16 protein-coding genes and 1 pseudogene are annotated in these 19,725 nt (G+C 56.7%); 6 read left to right on the top strand and 11 right to left on the bottom strand.

Annotated elements, in window-relative coordinates:
* Window positions 1–5: 5 nt before the first annotated feature.
* The 3 genes from ACYZTR_RS12970 to ACYZTR_RS12980 form a co-directional block, all read right to left on the bottom strand.
* Window positions 6–965: an AAA family ATPase gene (locus ACYZTR_RS12970; protein WP_008150800.1), complete on the bottom strand. Its 960-nt coding sequence runs from the start codon at window positions 963–965 to the stop codon at window positions 6–8.
* A gap of 170 nt (window positions 966–1,135) precedes the next feature.
* Complete coding sequence (locus ACYZTR_RS12975; RefSeq protein ID WP_461979340.1) at window positions 1,136–2,869, bottom strand: ATP-binding cassette domain-containing protein; 1,734 nt, start codon at window positions 2,867–2,869, stop codon at window positions 1,136–1,138.
* 40 nt (window positions 2,870–2,909) lie between these two features.
* Complete coding sequence (locus tag ACYZTR_RS12980) at window positions 2,910–4,088, bottom strand: YcaO-like family protein (protein ID WP_461979342.1); 1,179 nt, start codon at window positions 4,086–4,088, stop codon at window positions 2,910–2,912.
* Window positions 4,089–4,723: 635 nt separating this feature from the next.
* Here ACYZTR_RS12980 and ACYZTR_RS12985 point away from each other — a divergent pair.
* Window positions 4,724–4,903: a hypothetical protein gene (locus tag ACYZTR_RS12985; protein ID WP_461979344.1), complete on the top strand. Its 180-nt coding sequence runs from the start codon at window positions 4,724–4,726 to the stop codon at window positions 4,901–4,903.
* Here ACYZTR_RS12985 and ACYZTR_RS12990 read toward each other — a convergent pair.
* Entirely contained in the window at window positions 4,885–5,238 is a 354-nt protein-coding gene (locus ACYZTR_RS12990; protein WP_461979346.1) for a hypothetical protein, read from the bottom strand. The two genes, ACYZTR_RS12985 and ACYZTR_RS12990, sit on opposite strands and share 19 nt — an antisense overlap.
* Before the next feature lie 503 nt (window positions 5,239–5,741).
* Here ACYZTR_RS12990 and ACYZTR_RS12995 point away from each other — a divergent pair.
* On the top strand, window positions 5,742–10,655 hold the full coding sequence (locus ACYZTR_RS12995; protein WP_461979348.1) for an NAD-glutamate dehydrogenase: 4,914 nt from the start codon (window positions 5,742–5,744) through the stop codon (window positions 10,653–10,655).
* Window positions 10,656–10,818: 163 nt separating this feature from the next.
* On the opposite strand, the pseudogene ACYZTR_RS13000 reads toward ACYZTR_RS12995, so the two are convergent.
* From ACYZTR_RS13000 to pdxR, 4 genes and pseudogenes are all read right to left on the bottom strand, one after another.
* Window positions 10,819–10,938: pseudogene (locus tag ACYZTR_RS13000) on the bottom strand (ATPase); the annotation flags it as partial.
* A gap of 54 nt (window positions 10,939–10,992) precedes the next feature.
* A complete protein-coding gene (locus ACYZTR_RS13005; RefSeq protein ID WP_461979350.1) occupies window positions 10,993–11,403 on the bottom strand; it encodes a cupin domain-containing protein in 411 nt (136 codons plus the stop codon).
* A 190-nt stretch (window positions 11,404–11,593) separates the two neighbouring features.
* Window positions 11,594–11,887 (bottom strand): antibiotic biosynthesis monooxygenase family protein, encoded by a 294-nt coding sequence (locus tag ACYZTR_RS13010; RefSeq protein WP_449643310.1) that lies wholly within the window; start codon window positions 11,885–11,887, stop codon window positions 11,594–11,596.
* Window positions 11,888–12,010: 123 nt separating this feature from the next.
* A complete protein-coding gene (pdxR, locus tag ACYZTR_RS13015) occupies window positions 12,011–13,444 on the bottom strand; it encodes a MocR-like pyridoxine biosynthesis transcription factor PdxR (RefSeq protein ID WP_461979352.1) in 1,434 nt (477 codons plus the stop codon).
* A 206-nt stretch (window positions 13,445–13,650) separates the two neighbouring features.
* Here pdxR and ACYZTR_RS13020 point away from each other — a divergent pair, with 206 nt between their 5' ends.
* The 3 genes from ACYZTR_RS13020 (at window position 13,651) to ACYZTR_RS13030 (ending at window position 15,730) form a co-directional block, all read left to right on the top strand.
* Window positions 13,651–14,091 carry a carboxymuconolactone decarboxylase family protein gene (locus ACYZTR_RS13020; RefSeq protein WP_461979354.1) on the top strand — a complete coding sequence of 147 codons (441 nt, stop codon included), beginning with the start codon at window positions 13,651–13,653 and terminating at the stop codon, window positions 14,089–14,091.
* Between the two features lie 87 nt (window positions 14,092–14,178).
* On the top strand, window positions 14,179–15,156 hold the full coding sequence (locus ACYZTR_RS13025; protein WP_461979356.1) for a LysR family transcriptional regulator: 978 nt from the start codon (window positions 14,179–14,181) through the stop codon (window positions 15,154–15,156).
* A 52-nt stretch (window positions 15,157–15,208) separates the two neighbouring features.
* Window positions 15,209–15,730 (top strand): GNAT family N-acetyltransferase, encoded by a 522-nt coding sequence (locus tag ACYZTR_RS13030; RefSeq protein ID WP_461979358.1) that lies wholly within the window; start codon window positions 15,209–15,211, stop codon window positions 15,728–15,730.
* Window position 15,731: 1 nt separating this feature from the next.
* On the opposite strand, the gene ACYZTR_RS13035 is transcribed toward ACYZTR_RS13030, so the two are convergent.
* The 3 genes from ACYZTR_RS13035 to ACYZTR_RS13045 all read right to left on the bottom strand — a co-directional run bounded on the left by ACYZTR_RS13035 (window position 15,732) and on the right by ACYZTR_RS13045 (window position 18,938).
* Entirely contained in the window at window positions 15,732–16,424 is a 693-nt protein-coding gene (locus ACYZTR_RS13035; protein ID WP_461979360.1) for an aspartate/glutamate racemase family protein, read from the bottom strand.
* A gap of 108 nt (window positions 16,425–16,532) precedes the next feature.
* Window positions 16,533–17,465: a halovibrin HvnC gene (locus ACYZTR_RS13040; protein ID WP_461979362.1), complete on the bottom strand. Its 933-nt coding sequence runs from the start codon at window positions 17,463–17,465 to the stop codon at window positions 16,533–16,535.
* A 78-nt stretch (window positions 17,466–17,543) separates the two neighbouring features.
* Entirely contained in the window at window positions 17,544–18,938 is a 1,395-nt protein-coding gene (locus ACYZTR_RS13045; RefSeq protein ID WP_461979364.1) for a hypothetical protein, read from the bottom strand.
* A gap of 249 nt (window positions 18,939–19,187) precedes the next feature.
* Here ACYZTR_RS13045 and ACYZTR_RS13050 point away from each other — a divergent pair, with 249 nt between their 5' ends.
* Window positions 19,188–19,682: a hypothetical protein gene (locus ACYZTR_RS13050; RefSeq protein ID WP_461979366.1), complete on the top strand. Its 495-nt coding sequence runs from the start codon at window positions 19,188–19,190 to the stop codon at window positions 19,680–19,682.
* The last annotated feature ends 43 nt before the right edge of the window (window positions 19,683–19,725 follow it).

Here is a 19,725-nt window from a genome sequence, read left to right on the forward strand (position 1 = left end):
CGGGGTCAAGCGACGGCTACGACGTCGAGAATCCGCTGGACCACCCGGTCCTGGTCGATGCCCGCGGCTTCGGCTTCAAAGGAAAGAATGATGCGGTGGCGCAGCACATCGAACAGCACCGCTTGAATGTCTTCCGGGCTGACGAAGTCACGACCGGCCAGCCAGGCATGGGCCCGGGCGCAACGGTCGAGGGCAATCGAGCCGCGCGGGCTGGCGCCGTAGGCGATCCACTCGGCCATCTCCGGGTCGAATTTGGCCGGGGTGCGCGTGGCCATGACCAGTTGCACCAAGTATTCCTCCACAGCGTCGGCCATATACAAGCCGAGGATTTCCTTGCGCGCGGCAAAGATCGCCTGCTGACTGACCCGACGCTCGGGTTTGGTTTCGCCGTTCAACGCTTCGCCCCGGGCCTGTTGCAGGATCCGACGTTCGACGGCGGCGTCCGGGAAGCCAATTTTTACGTGCATCAGAAAGCGGTCGAGCTGCGCTTCGGGCAGCGGATAGGTGCCTTCCTGCTCGATCGGGTTCTGTGTGGCCATCACCAGGAACAGCGGCGACAGCTCGTACGTGCTGCGCCCGACGCTGACCTGGCGTTCGCCCATGGCTTCGAGCAGGGCGGACTGAACCTTGGCCGGGGCGCGGTTGATTTCGTCCGCCAGCACCAGGTTGTGGAATATCGGGCCTTGCTGGAACACGAAACTGCCGGTTTCCGGGCGATAGATTTCCGTACCGGTAATGTCGGCCGGCAGCAGGTCAGGGGTGAACTGGATGCGATGGAACTGCGCTTCGATGCCTTCGGCGAGTTCTTTGATGGCCTTGGTCTTGGCCAGGCCCGGAGCGCCCTCGACCAGCATGTGGCCATCGGCAAGCAAGGCGATGAGCAAGCGCTCGATGAGTTTTTCCTGGCCGAGAATCTGCGTTGAAAGAAAGGTTCGCAGCGCTAGCAGCGCTTCACGATGTTCCATCGATGACTGTTCCTGGAAAGGGTGACCGAAGACGTTCGAATAACGCCAGGGCTGGGGGCGTTACTTTAATCCATCGCAGGGGGCGGCGACTAACGGCATTTTGTGCAAAGTGCAGAGATTTGAACCCGGTCTCGCGCCTACGCGAGGAAAAGTCCATAACCATTTTGGTATCACGCATGCGGTTGAAGGTCGCTCAAGAGCAATTTGATTGCCGCTCTGTTGACCAAATCACACCACGGACCGTCGTCAATAATCACGCCGTCGTGCATGACAATGACTCGATCAAAGCGGTAAAGGTGACTGACATCATGGGTGACACAAATCAACCCGCGATCAGCGAATGTGTCAAACAGCAAGTCCCATACCGGGGCTGCCAGTTTCGGCTCGATCGACGCACTTGGTTCATCGAACAAATTGAATTGTCCCGGCCTGTTGATCAGGCGCAGCAGTGACAGGCGTTTGGCTTCGCCCCCGGAAATATTGGACGCGTTTTCGCTGATATTGCGCTGGGAGACAAGTTCCTCAAGTTGCAGCCGCCGTATTGCCTCATTCAAAAACGGCGACGCTTTGCTTCCAAACAGAACCGACTTTTCAAATGTCCCTTCCAGAAATCGGGGCTGCTGAGGGCAGTACCTCAAGGCGCTCAAGTGGGTTTGAGAATTTAGTAGCGAAACCGGTGTTTCGTCGATGCTCAAATGATCTCGTGTCGACTGATCGAGGCCTGCGAGAGCTTCCAGCAGGGTGGATTTGCCTGCGCCACTTGGACCGATAATCGCCACTGATTGACCTTGAGTAAATGCCAGGCCCTGTTCGATCGACAACCGAACGTCTCCATTTGCTGTCAGTGCACAAGGGGCAAGTGCCAGTGTCGATGCACCCCGAAATATGACTTCCACTTGCTGATCGCAATGATCGCAATGATCGCAATGATCGAAGTTCGGAAGCGACAGCAGTCTCTGAAATCGATCCTGGTCTGCAAGGAACTGATCCAGAACGCGATAGCCCTCGGTCAATGCGGCGATGTTGAGTAAATAACTTCCTGCAATGGAAAAAATGGCAACCAATTGCCCGACGCTGATAGTGGGCTGACTCGAAAGCTGATCAACGACTCCCCATCCCAGTAATCCGCCTGTGGAAAGGCTGATAAACAGAATTTTAGCGCCGCTCAAGAGGCCGCCGGAGCTGGTTGCGGTCACAGCGGCATTGGCATAGCGTTTAAACGCCCGATTTAATGGCTGCATTGCAGTGGGTGTGGCACTTTCCAGCTTTATGGCTTTGCCAGCATTGAGGGTGTTGAACAGAAGGGCGCTTAACTCATCTTCTTGCTCGTTGACTGCGTCAATGTGCTTCCTGCGCCACCTGATTATTTTGTGGGTGACACTAAGGTAGACGATGGCAAGTCCGGTCATTCCGAGGAACACATCGCCCCCTCCCATATACAGAAAGGCGCCGCCAACGATCAGGAACTCCAGACCCATTGAAAAACCAACCGTGACAAAGAACGTCAGTAGCTGTTCGTGAGCAGTGATTCCACGCTCAACTGATTTTATGAAGTGACCGATACGCCACGAACTGAATTGGGAAAACTCTTTACGCATCAAAGTTGAAAGCCAGTCGATAGACGCAGTCATTACGATATGTTGTACGAGCTTTGATAAGAAGAATGTTTGTAACGGGCTGATAACTGCCTGAATGCAACCGGCGAGTATCAGTGCTGCAGTTAAAGTGAGTAATGTGTCCGGCGCGACAGCGGTATCGCTGCTTAAGGAGTCGACTATCCTGCCCAGCAGTAAAGGCGGTGCGAGTAATAGTGCTTTAAGAAGTATTACAGTTGTGATGGTCGATAGTAGAAGTGCTGCGTGTTTTTCACGAGCGGTTTTTATCAGCGTCAGAATAGCGTTCATGTCGGCTGTCCGTGATTTTTCAGAGCGCTTTGCGGCGGGCTCATCGTTTGGCGCGCAGGATATGTTGTGGTGCGACAAGACGTCCATTTCTGATGATGTTAAACCGTTCAAGTCCGGGAATATAAGTTTGCGTGACAATACTGTTGTTTGAATGGTGCAGTATGGTTCGACGGAATAATGTCAAGCCGGATTGCGATAGGTTTTTTTGAAGCGTATCCAGTTGTGCTGAAACGGTTTCAGTGAGAGTTTGCAGAGGGTCATCAAGTACGGGAAGTGTTGTTTTTTTGATGGGGCTAAGGTCAATGAGGTTTTTAAGTTTGTTTGAGCGGGATAGTAGTTCGAGTGTTTTCCTGTCCGTTGACTCTTCAGCGGCGTCATATAACTCACTTGACTGGAGCTGCTCGGTCACCGCGCGCTGAATAGCGGTGCAGATATTCAGTGAGCTACCTGAACCTATCGGCGACAAATGATTACCTCCCGGTCCGTTTTTCGGGAATGCGACAGAGAAATACACAGACAGCACATCTTTTATGATGACTATTTGCAGCTCGCCTGCGTTTTCAAGTGCATATGAATTGTTTTGAAGAGCCTTGGTCAGTAGCGCTTTGGAGGGTGCATACAGCTTCATTTTTGGTCCGATTCCGCAAACCGACATAAAAAAAAGAGACAGGATGTGCCTTTCAATGATTTCGTGGGTTCCGTGCAATAGGGCTTCGGCCTCGGTGCACCCAAAGGCAGTACCTGAGTTGGAGGAGTAGCGAGCCAAAAATTGCATGGCAAGGCTTTGATCGCTGTACTTGTTTTTTTCTGTTATGGGGCAGAGGAGTACGCATGGAATCAGGAGACTTTCCTTTTTGCACAGTGTTGTAAGTTTGAAACATTCTATCGATTCCCCAGCGCCTGGCAGACTGGTGAAAATTCCGTCCCGCTCGGCAGCCTTCTGCGCAGCGATAGAGTCACATCGATGCTTTGATACATTATTCGCATGGGTGTTGAAGATGCTAAAGTGCTCAATGCTTTCGGCCAACGCGCCTATCAATGAGTCCGGTCCCTTTCCCGCGCCGGATTCAACTAAATTATTATCCTTGTCAAAAAGTTCGGCAGTTGCCACGAGCTTGGACGGTCCTGCATAACGTGCCACTGCTTCGAACCCGAGTGTGTGGATAGTGGACATAATATTGAACAGCGCTTCAGAAGATGTTAGTTCGCGCTCGGACATAGGAGGCCTCCGGATTATTTGAATGCCGAAAGGGAGAGCCTTTCGGCATTTTTTCACAAGAACTTAATCGTTCTCTGATTTCAGTTGGTCAGAGATGCGAAAAAGTCAGCTTCAGATACCAACAGTCCTTTGGAAAAGCCCAATACCTGCGGCAGGTCGTCGAAAGTGTTTATTTCAGAGCGTTTTTTACCCATGTCAATTAACTCCTTTGCTGTTGATTTATTGGTGTCGCGAAACGATCACCAAGCTTGCGTACTTTGTCGCAAGTGATTAATTAATAGCAGCAAGCTTATGGGCGGGATAGGGCGTAACTTCCGGTGCTGACGTAGTTCTGTTCCTGGTGGTCGGTAGGACGAATGCGTAGGAATAGGCGTTTTCGTTTAAGTCATTTTTTCAGATGTCTGTTTCAATAGTTTTAGGTGTTTAAATTTTTTGTATGTGCGGATGGAGTTAGCCTGGCCGAGCCTTTACATGGCCACGAATGTTCGCAGCGCTTCACGATTTTTCGATGCCTGTTCTTAGAATGAGTGATAGAAGACGTTCGAATAACGTCGAGCTGAGAGCCTTACTTTAATAAAGCGCGGGGGGGGGGGCGGCGACTAACGGTATTTTGTGCAAAGTGCGGGAATGGATGGGTGAAATTGTTGGAAGGGTGTGCCGGTCGTAGAGCGGTGTCGGTATTTCGGGCCTATTCGCGAGCAGGCTCGCTCCCACAGTTGACCGGGTTGCTTGATCGCGACGCGATCAACTGTGGGAGCGAGCCTGCTCGCGAAAGCGTCGGCTCGGGCGCCGACATTCAGAGCTGGCTGATGTAAGTTCCGGTGCCCTTGAGAATGTTCTGCAACGTTTCTTCCACTTCCGCCAAATCACTCGCATCAGTGCTGTGAATGATTTCCAGCGAAACATCACCATTAAGTGCATCCGCATCGCCCGCGGCGATTTCGATCAGCAGGCGGGTAGGGCTGAGGGTGACTTTCACCCCGTCCAGCGTCGAAGGCTCGCCGTCGAGGGTGATGTCCAGCGCGTCCTCGTCCGGGTAGCGGGTCATCAGGAACATATCGCCCTGATCGCTGTGGCAGCAGAGCATGGCCATGTTGTCTTCTTCGTCATCGCATGGATTGACGATCAAGAGGGCGGTGGTCATTTGCATGGGGAATTCCTGGCTCGACGAGCATTGTGAAGACGAACAAAGGGCGATTCTGCCAGCAGACGGGAATTTCTGCTCGCCTGAGTGTCAGAGGATGTGTCGTGAACATCCGGGGTGTTGCTGGTCATTTCTGGTACGGATGTGCCGCAAAACCGGGCTTAAACCCCCCGTTTTGCTGTGCGGCTGCTAGTGTTGTTCGATGCACAAGGCGCAAGCTGCGTGCCGATGACCGAATATGTCGCAGCGCTGCAAGCACGGGCCTTGCCGCACTCGTTAAGCTGCGCAACGGATGAGCACCTGTAAAGACATTGCGCGGCACGTAGCCAGTCGTTTTTGCAGGCGCCCATTCTATGGAAGGTGAATGTGACCTGAGTGTCTCGTCCAGCTTCACCCACCTGTCATCCTGTTTCCTCTGCCCGAGAATCAGGAACAGGGTGACGGATCACCCCGAAAGGGGGTTGCACGCGACGCTTCCATCAATAACAAGCCCAAGCGGAGTACCACAGATGGCGTTCTTCACCGCAGCCAGCAAAGCCGACTTCCAGCACCAACTGCAAGCGGCACTGGCCCAGCACATCAGTGAACAGGCACTGCCACAAGTGGCGCTGTTCGCGGAACAATTTTTCGGCATCATTTCCCTCGACGAGCTGACTCAACGTCGGTTGTCCGACCTCGCCGGCTGCACCCTTTCTGCATGGCGCCTGCTTGAGCGCTTCGATCACGCGCAACCGCAAGTGCGCGTCTACAACCCTGACTACGAACGCCACGGCTGGCAGTCGACCCACACCGCGGTCGAAGTGCTGCACCACGACCTGCCATTTTTGGTGGACTCGGTGCGTACCGAGCTGAACCGTCGCGGCTACAGCATCCACACCCTGCAAACCACTGTGCTGAGCGTGCGTCGCGGCAGCAAGGGCGAGCTGCTGGAAATCCTGCCGAAAGGCACCCAGGGCGACGACGTTCTGCAAGAGTCGTTGATGTACCTGGAAATCGACCGGTGCGCCAACTCGGCCGAACTGAATGTCCTGAGCAAGGAATTGGAACAGGTTCTCGGTGAAGTCCGCGTCGCGGTCGCCGATTTCGAGCCGATGAAAGCCAAGGTCCAGGAAATCCTCACCGGCCTGGACACTAGCCCGTTCGCCGTCGATCCAGAAGAAAAAGCCGAAATCAAAAGCTTCCTGGAATGGCTGGTGGGCAACCACTTTACCTTCCTGGGCTATGAAGAGTTCGTGGTTCGCGATGAAGCCGATGGTGGCCATATCGTCTACGACCAGGACTCCTTCCTCGGTCTGACCAAACTGCTGCGCACCGGGCTGACCTACGATGACCTGCGCATCGAAGACTACGCTGTGAACTACCTGCGCGAACCGGCCCTGCTGTCGTTCGCCAAGGCTGCGCACCCAAGCCGTGTCCACCGTCCGGCTTATCCGGATTACGTGTCGATCCGTGAAATCGACGCCGACGGCAAGGTCATCAAGGAATACCGCTTCATGGGCCTGTACACCTCGTCGGTGTATGGCGAGAGCGTGCGGGTCATCCCGTACATCCGTCGCAAGGTCGAAGAAATCGAGCGCCGTTCCGGCTTCCAGGCCAAGGCTCACCTGGGCAAGGAACTGGCGCAGGTGGTCGAAGTGCTGCCGCGCGACGACCTGTTCCAGACCCCGGTCGACGAGCTGTTCAGCACCGTGATGTCGATCGTGCAGATCCAGGAACGCAACAAGATTCGCGTGTTCCTGCGCAAAGACCCCTACGGCCGTTTCTGCTACTGCCTGGCCTACGTGCCGCGTGACATCTACTCCACCGAAGTGCGCCAGAAGATCCAGCAAGTGCTGATGGATCGCCTGAAAGCTTCGGACTGCGAGTTCTGGACCTTCTTCTCCGAATCCGTGCTGGCCCGTGTGCAGCTGATTCTGCGCGTCGATCCGAAGAACCGTCTGGACATCGACCCGGTTCTGCTGGAAAAAGAAGTGGTGCAAGCCTGCCGCAGCTGGCAGGACGACTACGCGAGCCTGGTCGTCGAAAGCTTCGGCGAAGCCCATGGCACCAACGTGCTGGCAGACTACCCGAAAGGCTTTCCGGCCGGTTACCGCGAGCGTTTCGCAGCCCATTCGGCTGTGGTCGACATGCAGCACTTGCTGAGCCTGAGCGAAAAAAATCCACTGGTGATGAGCTTCTATCAGCCACTGGGTCAGGTGTCCGGTCAACGCGAGCTGCACTGCAAGCTGTATCACGCCGATACGCCGCTGGCGCTGTCCGATGTGTTGCCGATCCTGGAAAACCTCGGCCTGCGCGTGCTGGGTGAGTTCCCGTATCGCCTGCGTCATAACAATGGCCGCGAGTTCTGGATTCACGATTTCGCGTTCACCGCCGCTGAAGGCCTGGAACTCGACATCCAGCAACTCAACGACACCTTGCAGGACGCGTTCGTCCACATCGTGCGCGGGGATGCCGAAAACGATGCGTTCAACCGCCTGGTGCTGACCGCCGGCCTGCCATGGCGCGATGTTGCGCTGCTGCGAGCCTACGCCCGTTACATGAAGCAGATTCGCCTGGGCTTCGACCTGGGTTACATCGCCAGCACCCTGAACAACCACACCGACATCGCTCGCGAGTTGACCCGGTTGTTCAAGACCCGCTTCTACCTGGCGCGCAAGCTCACCAGCGACGACCTGGAAGATAAGCAGCAACGCCTGGAACACGCGATTGTGGCCGCTCTGGACGACGTCCAGGTGCTGAACGAAGACCGCATCCTGCGTCGCTACCTGGACCTGATCAAGGCCACCCTGCGGACCAACTTCTACCAGACGGATGCCCGTGGTCAGAACAAGTCCTACTTCAGCTTCAAGTTCAACCCGCACCAGATCCCAGAGCTGCCGAAGCCAGTACCGAAGTTCGAAATCTTCGTCTACTCGCCACGCGTCGAAGGCGTGCACCTGCGCTTCGGCAACGTGGCTCGCGGCGGTCTGCGCTGGTCCGACCGTGAAGAAGACTTCCGTACCGAAGTCCTGGGCCTGGTAAAAGCCCAGCAAGTGAAGAACTCGGTCATCGTGCCAGTGGGTGCGAAGGGCGGCTTCCTGCCGCGTCGCTTGCCGCTGGGTGGCAGCCGTGACGAGATCGCGGCCGAAGGCATCGCCTGCTACCGCATCTTCATCTCGGGCCTGCTGGACATCACCGACAACCTGAAAGACGGCGCGCTGGTCCCGCCGGCCAACGTCGTGCGTCATGACGACGATGACCCGTACCTGGTAGTCGCTGCGGACAAGGGCACTGCAACGTTCTCCGACATCGCCAACGGCATTGCCATCGACTACGGCTTCTGGCTCGGCGACGCGTTTGCGTCCGGTGGTTCGGCCGGTTACGACCACAAGAAAATGGGCATCACCGCCAAGGGCGCGTGGGTAGGCGTACAACGTCACTTCCGCGAACGCGGCATCAATGTTCAGAAAGACAGCATCACTGTGGTCGGTGTCGGCGACATGGCCGGTGACGTGTTCGGTAACGGCTTGTTGATGTCGGAGACGCTGCAACTGGTCGCCGCATTCAACCACCTGCACATCTTCATCGATCCAAACCCTGAGCCGGCGAACAGCTTCGCCGAGCGTCAACGCCTGTTCGACCTGCCGCGTTCGGCCTGGTCGGATTACGACACCAGCATCATGTCCGAAGGCGGCGGGATCTTCTCCCGTAGCGCGAAAAGCATCGCGATTTCCCCGCAGATGAAAGAGCGCTTCGACATCCAGGCGGACAAGCTGACCCCGACCGAACTGCTGAATGCCTTGCTCAAGGCACCGGTGGATCTGTTGTGGAACGGCGGTATCGGCACTTACGTCAAAGCCAGCAGCGAAAGCCACGCCGATGTCGGCGACAAGGCCAACGATGCCCTGCGCGTGAACGGCAACGAACTGCGCTGCAAAGTCGTGGGCGAGGGCGGTAACCTCGGCATGACCCAACTGGGACGTGTCGAATTCGGCCTCAATGGCGGCGGTTCCAACACCGACTTCATCGACAACGCCGGTGGCGTTGACTGCTCCGACCACGAAGTAAACATCAAGATCCTGCTGAACGAAGTGGTTCACGCCGGTGACATGACCGACAAGCAACGTAATCAGTTGCTGGCGAGCATGACCGACGAAGTCGGCAACCTGGTGCTCGGCAACAACTACAAGCAGACTCAGGCCCTGTCCCTGGCGGCCCGTCGTGCTTTGCCGCGGATTGCCGAATACAAGCGTCTGATGAACGATCTCGAAAGCCGCGGCAAGCTGGATCGCGCCATCGAGTTCCTGCCGGCTGAAGAAGCGATCAACGAGCGCGTCGCGGCAGGCCATGGTCTGACCCGTGCCGAGCTGTCGGTACTGATCTCCTACAGCAAGATCGACCTCAAGGAAGCGCTGCTCAATTCCCAGGTGCCGGACGACGACTACCTGACACGCGACATGGAAACCGCTTTCCCGCCGACCCTGGTGAGCAAGTTCTCCGACGCCATGCGCCGCCACCGTCTGAAACGCGAAATCGTCAGCACCCAGATCGCCAACGATCTGGTGAACCACATGGGCATCACCTTCGTTCAACGACTCAAAGAGTCGACCGGCATGAGCCCGGCGAACGTTGCGGGTGCCTATGTAATTGTTCGGGATATCTTCCACCTCCCGCACTGGTTCCGGCAGATAGAAGCCCTGGATTACCAGGTGTCGGCCGACGTACAACTGGAGCTGATGGACGAGCTGATGCGTCTGGGCCGCCGCGCTACGCGCTGGTTCCTGCGCAGCCGCCGTAACGAGCAGAACGCTGCCCGTGACGTCGCGCACTTCGGTCCACACCTGGCAGCGCTGGGCCTCAAACTCGACGAACTGCTGGAAGGCCCGACCCGCGAAGGCTGGCAGACCCGTTATCAGGCGTACGTTGCGGCTGGCGTTCCTGAGTTGCTGGCGCGCATGGTTGCAGGCACCACTCACCTGTACACCTTGCTGCCGATCATCGAAGCGTCCGACGTGACCGGCCAGAACGCAGCAGACGTCGCGAAGGCTTACTTCGCCGTCGGCAGCGCGCTGGACATCACCTGGTACCTGCAACAGATCAGCGCTCTGCCGGTTGAAAACAACTGGCAGGCCTTGGCCCGTGAAGCGTTCCGTGACGACGTCGACTGGCAACAACGTGCGATCACCATCTCCGTCCTGCAACAGGGCGACGGTACCCAGGACGTGGAAACTCGTCTCGAGCTGTGGATGCAAGAGCACGAAGGCATGATCGAACGTTGGCGCGCCATGCTGGTAGAAATCCGTGCCGCCAGCGGCACTGATTACGCCATGTATGCGGTGGCCAACCGTGAGTTGCTGGATCTGGCGTTGAGCGGTCAAGCGGTAGTGCCTGTCACTGCCACTGCTGCTACCACTGCCAGCGTCGAGCTGGAGCCGGCTGCCTGATCAGGCGTTGAATGAAAAAGCCCCGCATTGAGAGATGCGGGGCTTTTTTTGTCTGATATTTTTGTGACGTTTTGCCGGGCCTCTTCGCGGGCAAGCCTCGCTCCTACAAAGAACTATGCATTCCCTGTAGGAGCGAGGCTTGCCCGCGAAGAGGCCATCAGCCTTAGGGCAACTTCTGGCTTGCTGAGCTATCGATCATCGACAACTTATCTGTCGGCCTGGTCAATAAATTACTGAGCGATAGGTCAAACTTCTGCAAAGCCCTGACTTGCACATTCTGTTGTAAAAGCCCGAATGGATAGTTCAGGGCTATTATTTATGGCTGTACGTTCAGCTATCAGTTTTCCAGCGGGATCAACACTTTCTCTTCCGGGGACAACACCATAAACACCAACAGCTTGGCTGGCTTGGTGGCACTGGCATTTTTCGAGACCAGATGTTCCGAGCCGGCCGGTTCATACCAATACTCGCCGGCCTTGTAGGTCTGCGGTTGCTCGCCTTTCACTTGAGAAACGATCGATCCGGAAATCACGTAGGCCATTGCCGTGCCTTCGTGTTTGTGAGCGATGGAGGACTGGCCCGGCTCGTAGTCGACTTCGATCATCAACGCCTTTTTGCCCGGGACGTTCTTCAGTACTTCGTCCTGCAGGATCGTGACTTTTTCCGAGGGGTCGTGGGCAAATGCCAAGGCAGAAACGGTTAAGGCCAGGACCGCCAAGGGGGCAGCACAGAAGCGTATAGCTTTCATTGTTCATCACCCGCGGTGGTTAATCGTCAGGGACTACGTTAGTCCGCCAATCGGCAAGCAAACAGCCAATTTTCGTGAAGGCGAGGGGACCAATCATGCTTGTTAAAAAAACAAGATCGCCGCCTCCAGCCACTCCTGCAGGGGTACCCATTGCCCTGTAGGAGTGGCCGAAGACGGCGACCTAATCTGTCTAAACGATAGGGAAGCTGTTGAAATCGACGGCGTTGGCCAGGCGGCTGTCGATCAGGCCGATAAAACCTTGTACTTCAGGGCAGTTGAAATGCATTTGCATGGCCGCTTCCGATTGCCAGCGGGCACTGACAGTCCAGCGGTTGTCGTCCTCGGGGCAGCGGTCGACCATATAGGAATCACAGCCCGGTAGTTCGCGCAGGGTATCGACAATTTTTTGCAGTTGCTTGCCCAGTTCATCCGAGCGGCCGGCCACGGCCTGCACCTTTACGGTATTGATCACTTCGTAGGGCATTGCTCACACTCCTGAATCAGGCCGGACGAATCCTGCTCATTGAGGGATAACGCTTATGCAGGATAGGCCTGCACTCCCGGACCACCAATAGCCAATTGCCGGATAAAAACGCAGACCAATCTGTCAGGCGACCTGCTGCAAAATGTCCCGCAAGCGGTCAAGGGCAATGTCGATGTCCAGGGTTTCGATGGCGCCAAAGCCCAGGAAAAGCCCGGCCTGTGGCGCTTGCTGGTAGAAAAAACTATCGATGGGATACACCCCGACTTCGACCTTTTTGGCCAGCTCGATCACCAATGAAATATCGATAGGCACTTTGCACATAACCACCATGTGGAACCCGGCTGTGGTCGGGACCGCCTCGAGCCACGGGAAAAGGTCGCCGGCCATGCGCGCGAGGATTCGTTCGCGGCGTCCGGCATAGATCGTATGGCAGCGCCGAATGTGCTTGAGCAGGCAGCCTTCGGCGATGAACTTGGCCAGCGCCCATTGGGGCAGGGTGGAGGTGTGCAGATCGGTGAGCTGCTTGGCGCGAATGACGGCTTCGAGAATCGCTGGCGGCAGGATCGCATAACCCAGTCGCAGCTCCGGCAGCAGGGTTTTTGAAAAGGTCCCGACGTAGGCGACGATGCCGCGCTCGTCCATGCTTTGCAGCGAGTCGGTGGGCCGGCCTTCGTAGCGGAATTCGCTGTCGTAATCGTCCTCGATGATGATCGCACCCAACTCATGGGCCCGCTCCAGCAGCGCAACCCGGCGCTCCTGGCTCATCGGCATGCCGAGCGGGAACTGGTGAGACGGGGTGACGTAAATCAGCCGGGTGCCGAGTGGGATCTTGTCCACCTGTATGCCTTGCGCATCCACCGGGACGCCGATCACCGTGGCGCCATGGGTACCGAACAATAGGCGTGCGGGCGGGTATCCGGGGTCTTCCATGGCGACAATGCTGCCGGGGCGCGTGAGCACCCGGGAGATCAGGTCCAGCGCCTGTTGCGCGCCGTTGCACACCACCACGTCTTCGTCCTGGCAATTAACCCCGCGAGAAAACGCGATGTGCCGGGCGATCGCGTTGCGCAGCGCCGGCAGGCCCTCGGGCAGGCTGTAAAAACCCTTGGACGCGGCGATCTGGCGCAAGGCGTGAGAGGTGCAGCGCCGCCAGTCATCCTGGGGAAACTGGCCCTTGCTGGTGGCGCCGCCGATGAAGTCGTAGCGCAACGAGCTTTCCAGCGTCGGATGGCGCAGAAACACCGGAAGGTTGCGCCAGGACTGGATGACCTCGGCACTGGCCAATTCCGAATGGCTTTGTTTATGGGTGATTTTCGCCGTTCGGGCATTGACGTAGGTGCCTTTGCCGATGACCCCGGTGAGGAAGTTTTCGTAGGTCAGTTGTGTGTAGGTGTCGGAAATGGTCTTGCGGGAAATGCCCAGTTGTTCAGCCAGTAAACGACTGGGCGGGAGCTGCGTCCCGGCTGCCAGACGGCCGGATTCGATGGCGCTGCGCAGTTGGTTGTACAACTGGCCCGACAGGTCCTTGCGGCCGTTGATGACAACGTGAAGTTCCATACCAGCGAGGCTCCTGGGGCGATTGAGGTGCATGTGCGTCGCGCCAGATTACCCGCATGAGCGCCTGTGCAGAAGTTGCGTGGGCGAAAAACCTTCGATTGGTCTGGCACCTCGGTGGTCAACGGGTATTTCGCAGAATTGGATCTGTAACGCCAGCGCATCAACGCCTACCTTGAGGGCACAGATCCGATCCACGAGGTTGCTCCATGAACGCCCGCCTGGATTACTACAGCGCATCGCCCAAAGCGATGAAAGCGATGATTGCCATGGAGGCCTTGACCAGCAACCTCAGCATCGAGCCAGCCTTGCTGCATTTGATCAAGATTCGCGCCTCGCAGCTCAATGGCTGCGCCTTCTGCACCGACATGCACTCGGTAGATGCCCGGCGACTCGGCGAGACCGACCGCCGTTTGTATTCGATCGTGGTCTGGCGCGACAGCGGCTTCTTCAATGCGCGAGAACGTGCGGCGCTGGCCTGGACCGAAGCTGTCACCTTGCTCTCTGAAAGCCACGTGCCAGACGACGTCTACGCAGTGGCCCGGGAGCAGTTCAGCAAAGGCGAGATCGTCGACCTGACCATCGCCGTCACCACCATCAACAGCTGGAATCGGCTCGCGGTGAGTTTTCGACAAACCCCTGGAGGCTGAATCGATTTTCCACCCCGAGCGTCACATCAGGTTCATAAACACTGCGCAGGATGAGGCTTTCAAGGATAGATCGACAGGGAGTCAGCGATGCCATTCATGGATACCACAGGTCGTCAGCGCGTTGCCCAGTGCCGCTCGCCCGTAGAAAAAACCTCATCCTGGGGCACACTGGCGGCAGGGATCGATCCGGTATTGGCGCAGTCCTTTCGGGTCAGTGCGCGCTGCGGCTGTTTCATGCAGGCGGCCCGCAGTCTCAACATCAAGGCAACCCAGCTGCGCAAACAATTGGCGCAGCTTGAAGCGCAACTGCAGTGTTCGCTGTTCAGCCATTTAGAGAATGGCGTTGCCCTCAGTCATGACGGGTTACAGCTGCAATCGCAGTTGATTGCCCTGGCCCACGAGCGCAAAGTGCCGGTGATCGAACAGCCGTTGATTCGCCTGGCCGTCGCGGAATCGATCCTGCATGACATTCTCGGTCGCGACCTGGTTGCTCTGTTGCGGCGCAACGCCAGCGTGCGTCTGGACATCATTACCGTCGACAGCGAACTTTCCCTGCAGGCGGTCAGTGCCGATGTGGTGCTGTGGCTGGCCGGCACCGATTCACCACTGCCAGGCCCGAGTTTTGCAGTTAGCGAGCCCCAACGTCTGGCACGGCTCGACTACCTGCCACACATCGCCAAACGTTATTCACGGGTCGCGTCCCGCCCTGACAGCCTCGATGACCTCGCCGATTTCCTGCTGGTGCAATGGCAGCATAACCGTCAGGTTGACAGTTTTCGGCCATGGAATGCCCTCGTGGACCAACGCCTGGCCGGGGTGGTGGAGTCGCATTCCTATGAGCTGATGCTGGAGATGATTCGTTGCAGCGCCTGCATTGGCCTGCTGCCCGGATACATCAGCCGTTTCGATCGCGGCCTTGTTGAACTGCCGGGGCTGTTTACTCAGCCGATGCAGCGCCAGGTGTGGATGGCGGTCAATGCTGAGTCCGAGGGTTCAGCGCAGGTGCAGATGATCGTTGAGCTGGTCCAGAACACCTTCAGTGAACGGCGGGAGTGGTTCGAATAACCTTCGGCGTTATAGAGTAAGCGGCCATGTCTGTATCAAGGATGAATCACCCATGCCCGCCACTGACGCTGTTATCTCCCTCGAACGTTTCAACGAATCCCACATCGACGGCATTACCGCGCTCTACAACGACCCGGCCATCACCCGGCAGGTGCTGCAAATGCCGTTTCAGTCCACCGAGGTCTGGCGCAAACGCCTGATGCCGGACAATGAGCGTGTGGTGCAGCTGGTGGTGCTGCATCAAGGGACGGTCATCGGCAACATTGGCCTGGAGCAGTTTTCCCGGATCCGTCGCAGCCACGCCGGTAATCTTGGAATGGCCGTCGCGACGGCGTGGCAGGGCAAGGGCGTTGGCTCGACACTGCTGACGGCGGCGCTGGACATCGCTGACAACTGGATGAACCTGCAACGGGTCGAGCTTTCGGTCTACGTCGACAACGAAGCCGCCATCGGGCTCTACCGCAAGTTCGGCTTCGAAACCGAAGGGCTGTTTCGCGACTACGCCGTGCGTGACGGCGTGCTGGTGGATGCCTTGAGCATGGCGCGCCTGCGTCGCACGCCCAAGGCCGGTTGAGTCACTCGCCCAACGCGAACGCCACCGCCGCCTGCGCATGCAGTTCGGTGGTGTCGAGCAAGGGCAGGGCGCTGTGCTCGGGTTTAATCAGCAGGCCGATTTCCGTACAGCCAAGGATGATCGCCTGGGCGCCGCGTCGGGTCAGTGATTCGATCACCCGCTGATACACTTTGCGTGACGCCTCGCTGATCACTCCGACGCACAACTCGTCATAGATGATCCGGTGGACGGCCTGACGTTCATCAGCCTCCGGCACCAGTACCGTCAGGCCCTTGGCTGTCAGGCGCTCCTTGAGAAAGTCCTCCTCCATGGTGAATGCGGTGCCCAGCAAACCCACCCGCAGCGTACCGGCGTCCAGTGCCGCCTGACCGGCCGGATCGGCGATGTGCAGGAATGGAATCTCGATCGCTGCCTGAATCTGCTCGGCCACCTTGTGCATGGTGTTGGTGCACAGCACCACGCAATCGGCGCCACCGGCCTGCAACCGCTGCGCCGCGTCCACCAGAATCGCCGCTGCATCGTCCCAGCGCCCGGCATGCTGGGCCTGTTCGACAGGCCCGAAGTCGACGCTGTACATGAGCAATTTCGCCGACCGCAACGGCCCGAGTCGGTCGCGCACCTGCTGGTTGATAAGACGGTAATACTCGGCGCTGGACTCCCAGCTCATGCCGCCGATAAGGCCGATGGTACGCATTGGATTTCCTCAGGCTATCGCCTGGGTCGAGATGCCAGGCACCCGGCAGTTTCTATTCCTTCGTGGGTCAATGCCAGTGGAAAATGACTTGGTATACGCGGTCAGTGTTCATTGGGTCACCACCTGGTCCGCGGCGACGTATGCAAAGGTGGCGGTGCCGGTCGCGCTTGCGGGTGGTGTGAGCCGAATGATCGGTACCACGATCTTCGGGTTGGTTGAGTTATAGAAATCTCTTTGGTTGTACTGAGCATCGGCCAGACCCGCGTTAGTTCCACCAGCCACGAAGAAGAACGCCATGATCGGGAGTGTGTTGGGGCGACCTGCTGTCCAGGTCTTGATCAGTATTTCGTTATGCTCGCTGAATCCCTGCGCAGCCAGCAGGCCTTTTGCTCTCACCGACTGATAGAACGCGGGGGCCGATAGTGCATTGCGATCATCCTTGACGTCGAAACCACATGAGCGTTGGTTTTTATTTCCATTGGGCAAATCCCATGTGGCTTTCCATTGTTCTGCAGTGGTCACGCCGGCGTTATGGCAAATCTGGCTTTGAGCGGGATAAGAGGGGTGCGCGACACAGACTGCCGTTGCGTTTCGGGTCCAGGTCCAAGCATCCATTGGATAGGAACACAAATAGTCCAGGTCGATTTTGTCGGCAGGTGCTTCAAAGATGGGATACAGGATAAAACCATTACCGTAGCCCCAGGCCAGTCGTCCAAAGTTTGTATCCGCTCTTAGGTAAGAGAACGAAACACCACCACTTTTTATCGACGTGGGGCTGGGGTCCCATACTTTATATTGGTTGGCCGGGTCTTTTACCGTAACTCTGAGTGTGACACCCGAACACAGGAACGCAGGCTGAGAATTCGAGTTGTTGCAGTTGGGGTATTTTCGACTATAAAGCGTGTTCAGTTGAGCGGCGGTGGCAGAGCCATCTAGCGTCTGGACATTGTTGACCGTTCCCACTTCACCCGGCGGTAGTGTATCGACCTGAGTACAACCCACCATCAACGCAATTAACAGAGCACCCATTATTTTTTGCATGATTAATCCCTCGTCTACATAGACGCCAAGCGGTTTGAATAATTGATTGACGCAGCGGTATCGCTGAAGGCGAACCCGTTACAGCTTCACTCTCAGGCACCATGAAAAGATTATTGGCTCGGCGGTGCCTGTTCTTTTCAGGGTGTAATTGAACATGACGTCCCGCCCTCGATTCTCCGTCAGCCACGTCGATGGCACGGGAATATCGGTGTACGAAGATTGAGTGATGATGACTTCGTCGCCGTAACGAGTGACAACCCCGAATAGCGCCATGCGCACGTTGTAAGTGCCCTCCAGAGACGGGTAGTACGCCCTGAGATTGTCCTTGGAGGAATTAAGAGTGGGTTCTGGAAGACGGTGCTTTTGCCCGGTGATCGTGATCTTCAGGTCTTTGGACATTAGATCCTCGGAGGTACCTGGCAACCTCACGGTGTAACTGACCTGCGCACCGGTACCGATACAATCGACAACTTCTAGCCTGGGAACCAGAAATTTCAAAGTCTGCCCTGCAGCGGAGACAGTTTGAATCTCGCTGCCATAAGTCGAGTTTCGTCCGAGCCAATAGACTTTGACGGTTTGTCCGCGGGCGGAGCCGGTAAAAGCGACTTCGACGGTGGCGGATGTGGCTTCGTAAAAGTCTTTTTCGAAGTTTAATACGGTACCGTTCTGTTCCTTGGCTTCCAGTACTTTGGCTGGCTTCAGATCGAGTTGTTCTTCCTTCAGATGTACGTCTACCTCGATACTTTCGGATGGGCCGGACGGATTACCTAGCTGATCAGTGACCGTGTACCAGAACGGGGTGCGCGGATTGTCGCCGGTTTTTTCGAACGTGGGGGTGAAGAGCGTGTTGGTTACAACCGGATTGCCTGGAACGGCTTCACCGGGAGTCACTTTTTTATCAACATAGGTCGTGCCAACGGTCAGCCGAATATCGTCATGGGCGCGTCTATTGGGATAGTCAAACCCGACCACGACACCGCGCTCCGCCTGGGCTTTATCCACGCCCTTGGTCTGCACATCGGCGGAGACCTGGACCTTGCGCGTCGAATGGCCGGGTTCTCCTGGTGCAAGGGTATGGTAAAGAACTTTTAATTTCAGGGACTCTTCGGGTGTTGTCTGACCTACCCTCAACACTTGGTAGAAGATGTCGTTGACACCGTCGTGCAGAATCCCTTTCGGGATGTACAGTCGAACACGATCGTTTTCCTCGTCGCGCCCAATGGTTTTGCCAGTCACAGGCGTTTCTCTGCCGTCGACGAACAGATCAATGCGGTCGTCTACAGCCATGACAAAAGACTTGGACGCCGCATTGAGCCAAGGGTCAATAAGGCATAAGAGTCCCTCAAGATGTTCGTCGAAGAGGGAAAGGGGGATGCCCCCATCTGGATTGGAATCATGGATGACCGGAGTTTTCCACCCCGGGAGGATCACCGGATAAAGTTTCAGAACATTGTTATGAGTTTGACTATCCATCACCCGTCTCCTTGAGCGTAATTCTCACCATCCTGGTTATTTAGATGGCGGGTCTATCAAACACCCGCTCAAGCGAGGCGGCTACTGTCAGATCTGACAGGTAACGCTGCATAAATCGTGATTTTCGGTACCGTTTGTCGTATTTCTTCCCTGCCTTTCATTCATCAGTCTCTGTTTTAGTTGAACAGTCCGGTGCTCAATCTGCCATGCTCAAAAACCGCAGCACCGCTTCAACAAAGGAACACCGCAATGGACGACGTACAGCAACTGGGTGAGATGCTTCGCCATTACGCAGAAAGCGAAGCGCACAAGAAACAACTGTTCGAGTCGCAATCGGCCGTGTGGGCGACGCGCATTGGTGAGCTGTTCGATCAGATCCAGCAATGGCTGGAACCGGTCCAGGCGCCGAATCTGCTTGAGGTGAGCCGCGAAGTGTATGTCGCCTCGGGACCGAGCGTGCCGGTCGAGACGTCGACTTTCAATACCGAGAAGCTGACGATTGTGATAGCCGGTAAACCGGTGGAGTTTGTGCCGGATGTGATGGGTGTCGGTGGTCAGATTTCGCTGGCCGTGATGGGCCTGACGGCCGCGCGCTACGGCAGCATTTCGCTGGTGTGCCTGCCGCCGTCCAGTAGCTGGCAATGGCGCAAGACCAATGGGTTGAAAGATCCGGATACGTTTGCGTTCGATGCGAACTTTTTGGCGCAGCAGTTGCAGAGTTTGATTCCTCGCGAGCGCGGTTGAGGTCACTGATCGTTCCCACGCGCAGCAACGGAATGCAGCCCGG

This window comes from Pseudomonas sp. Hz4 (genome assembly GCF_054898165.1).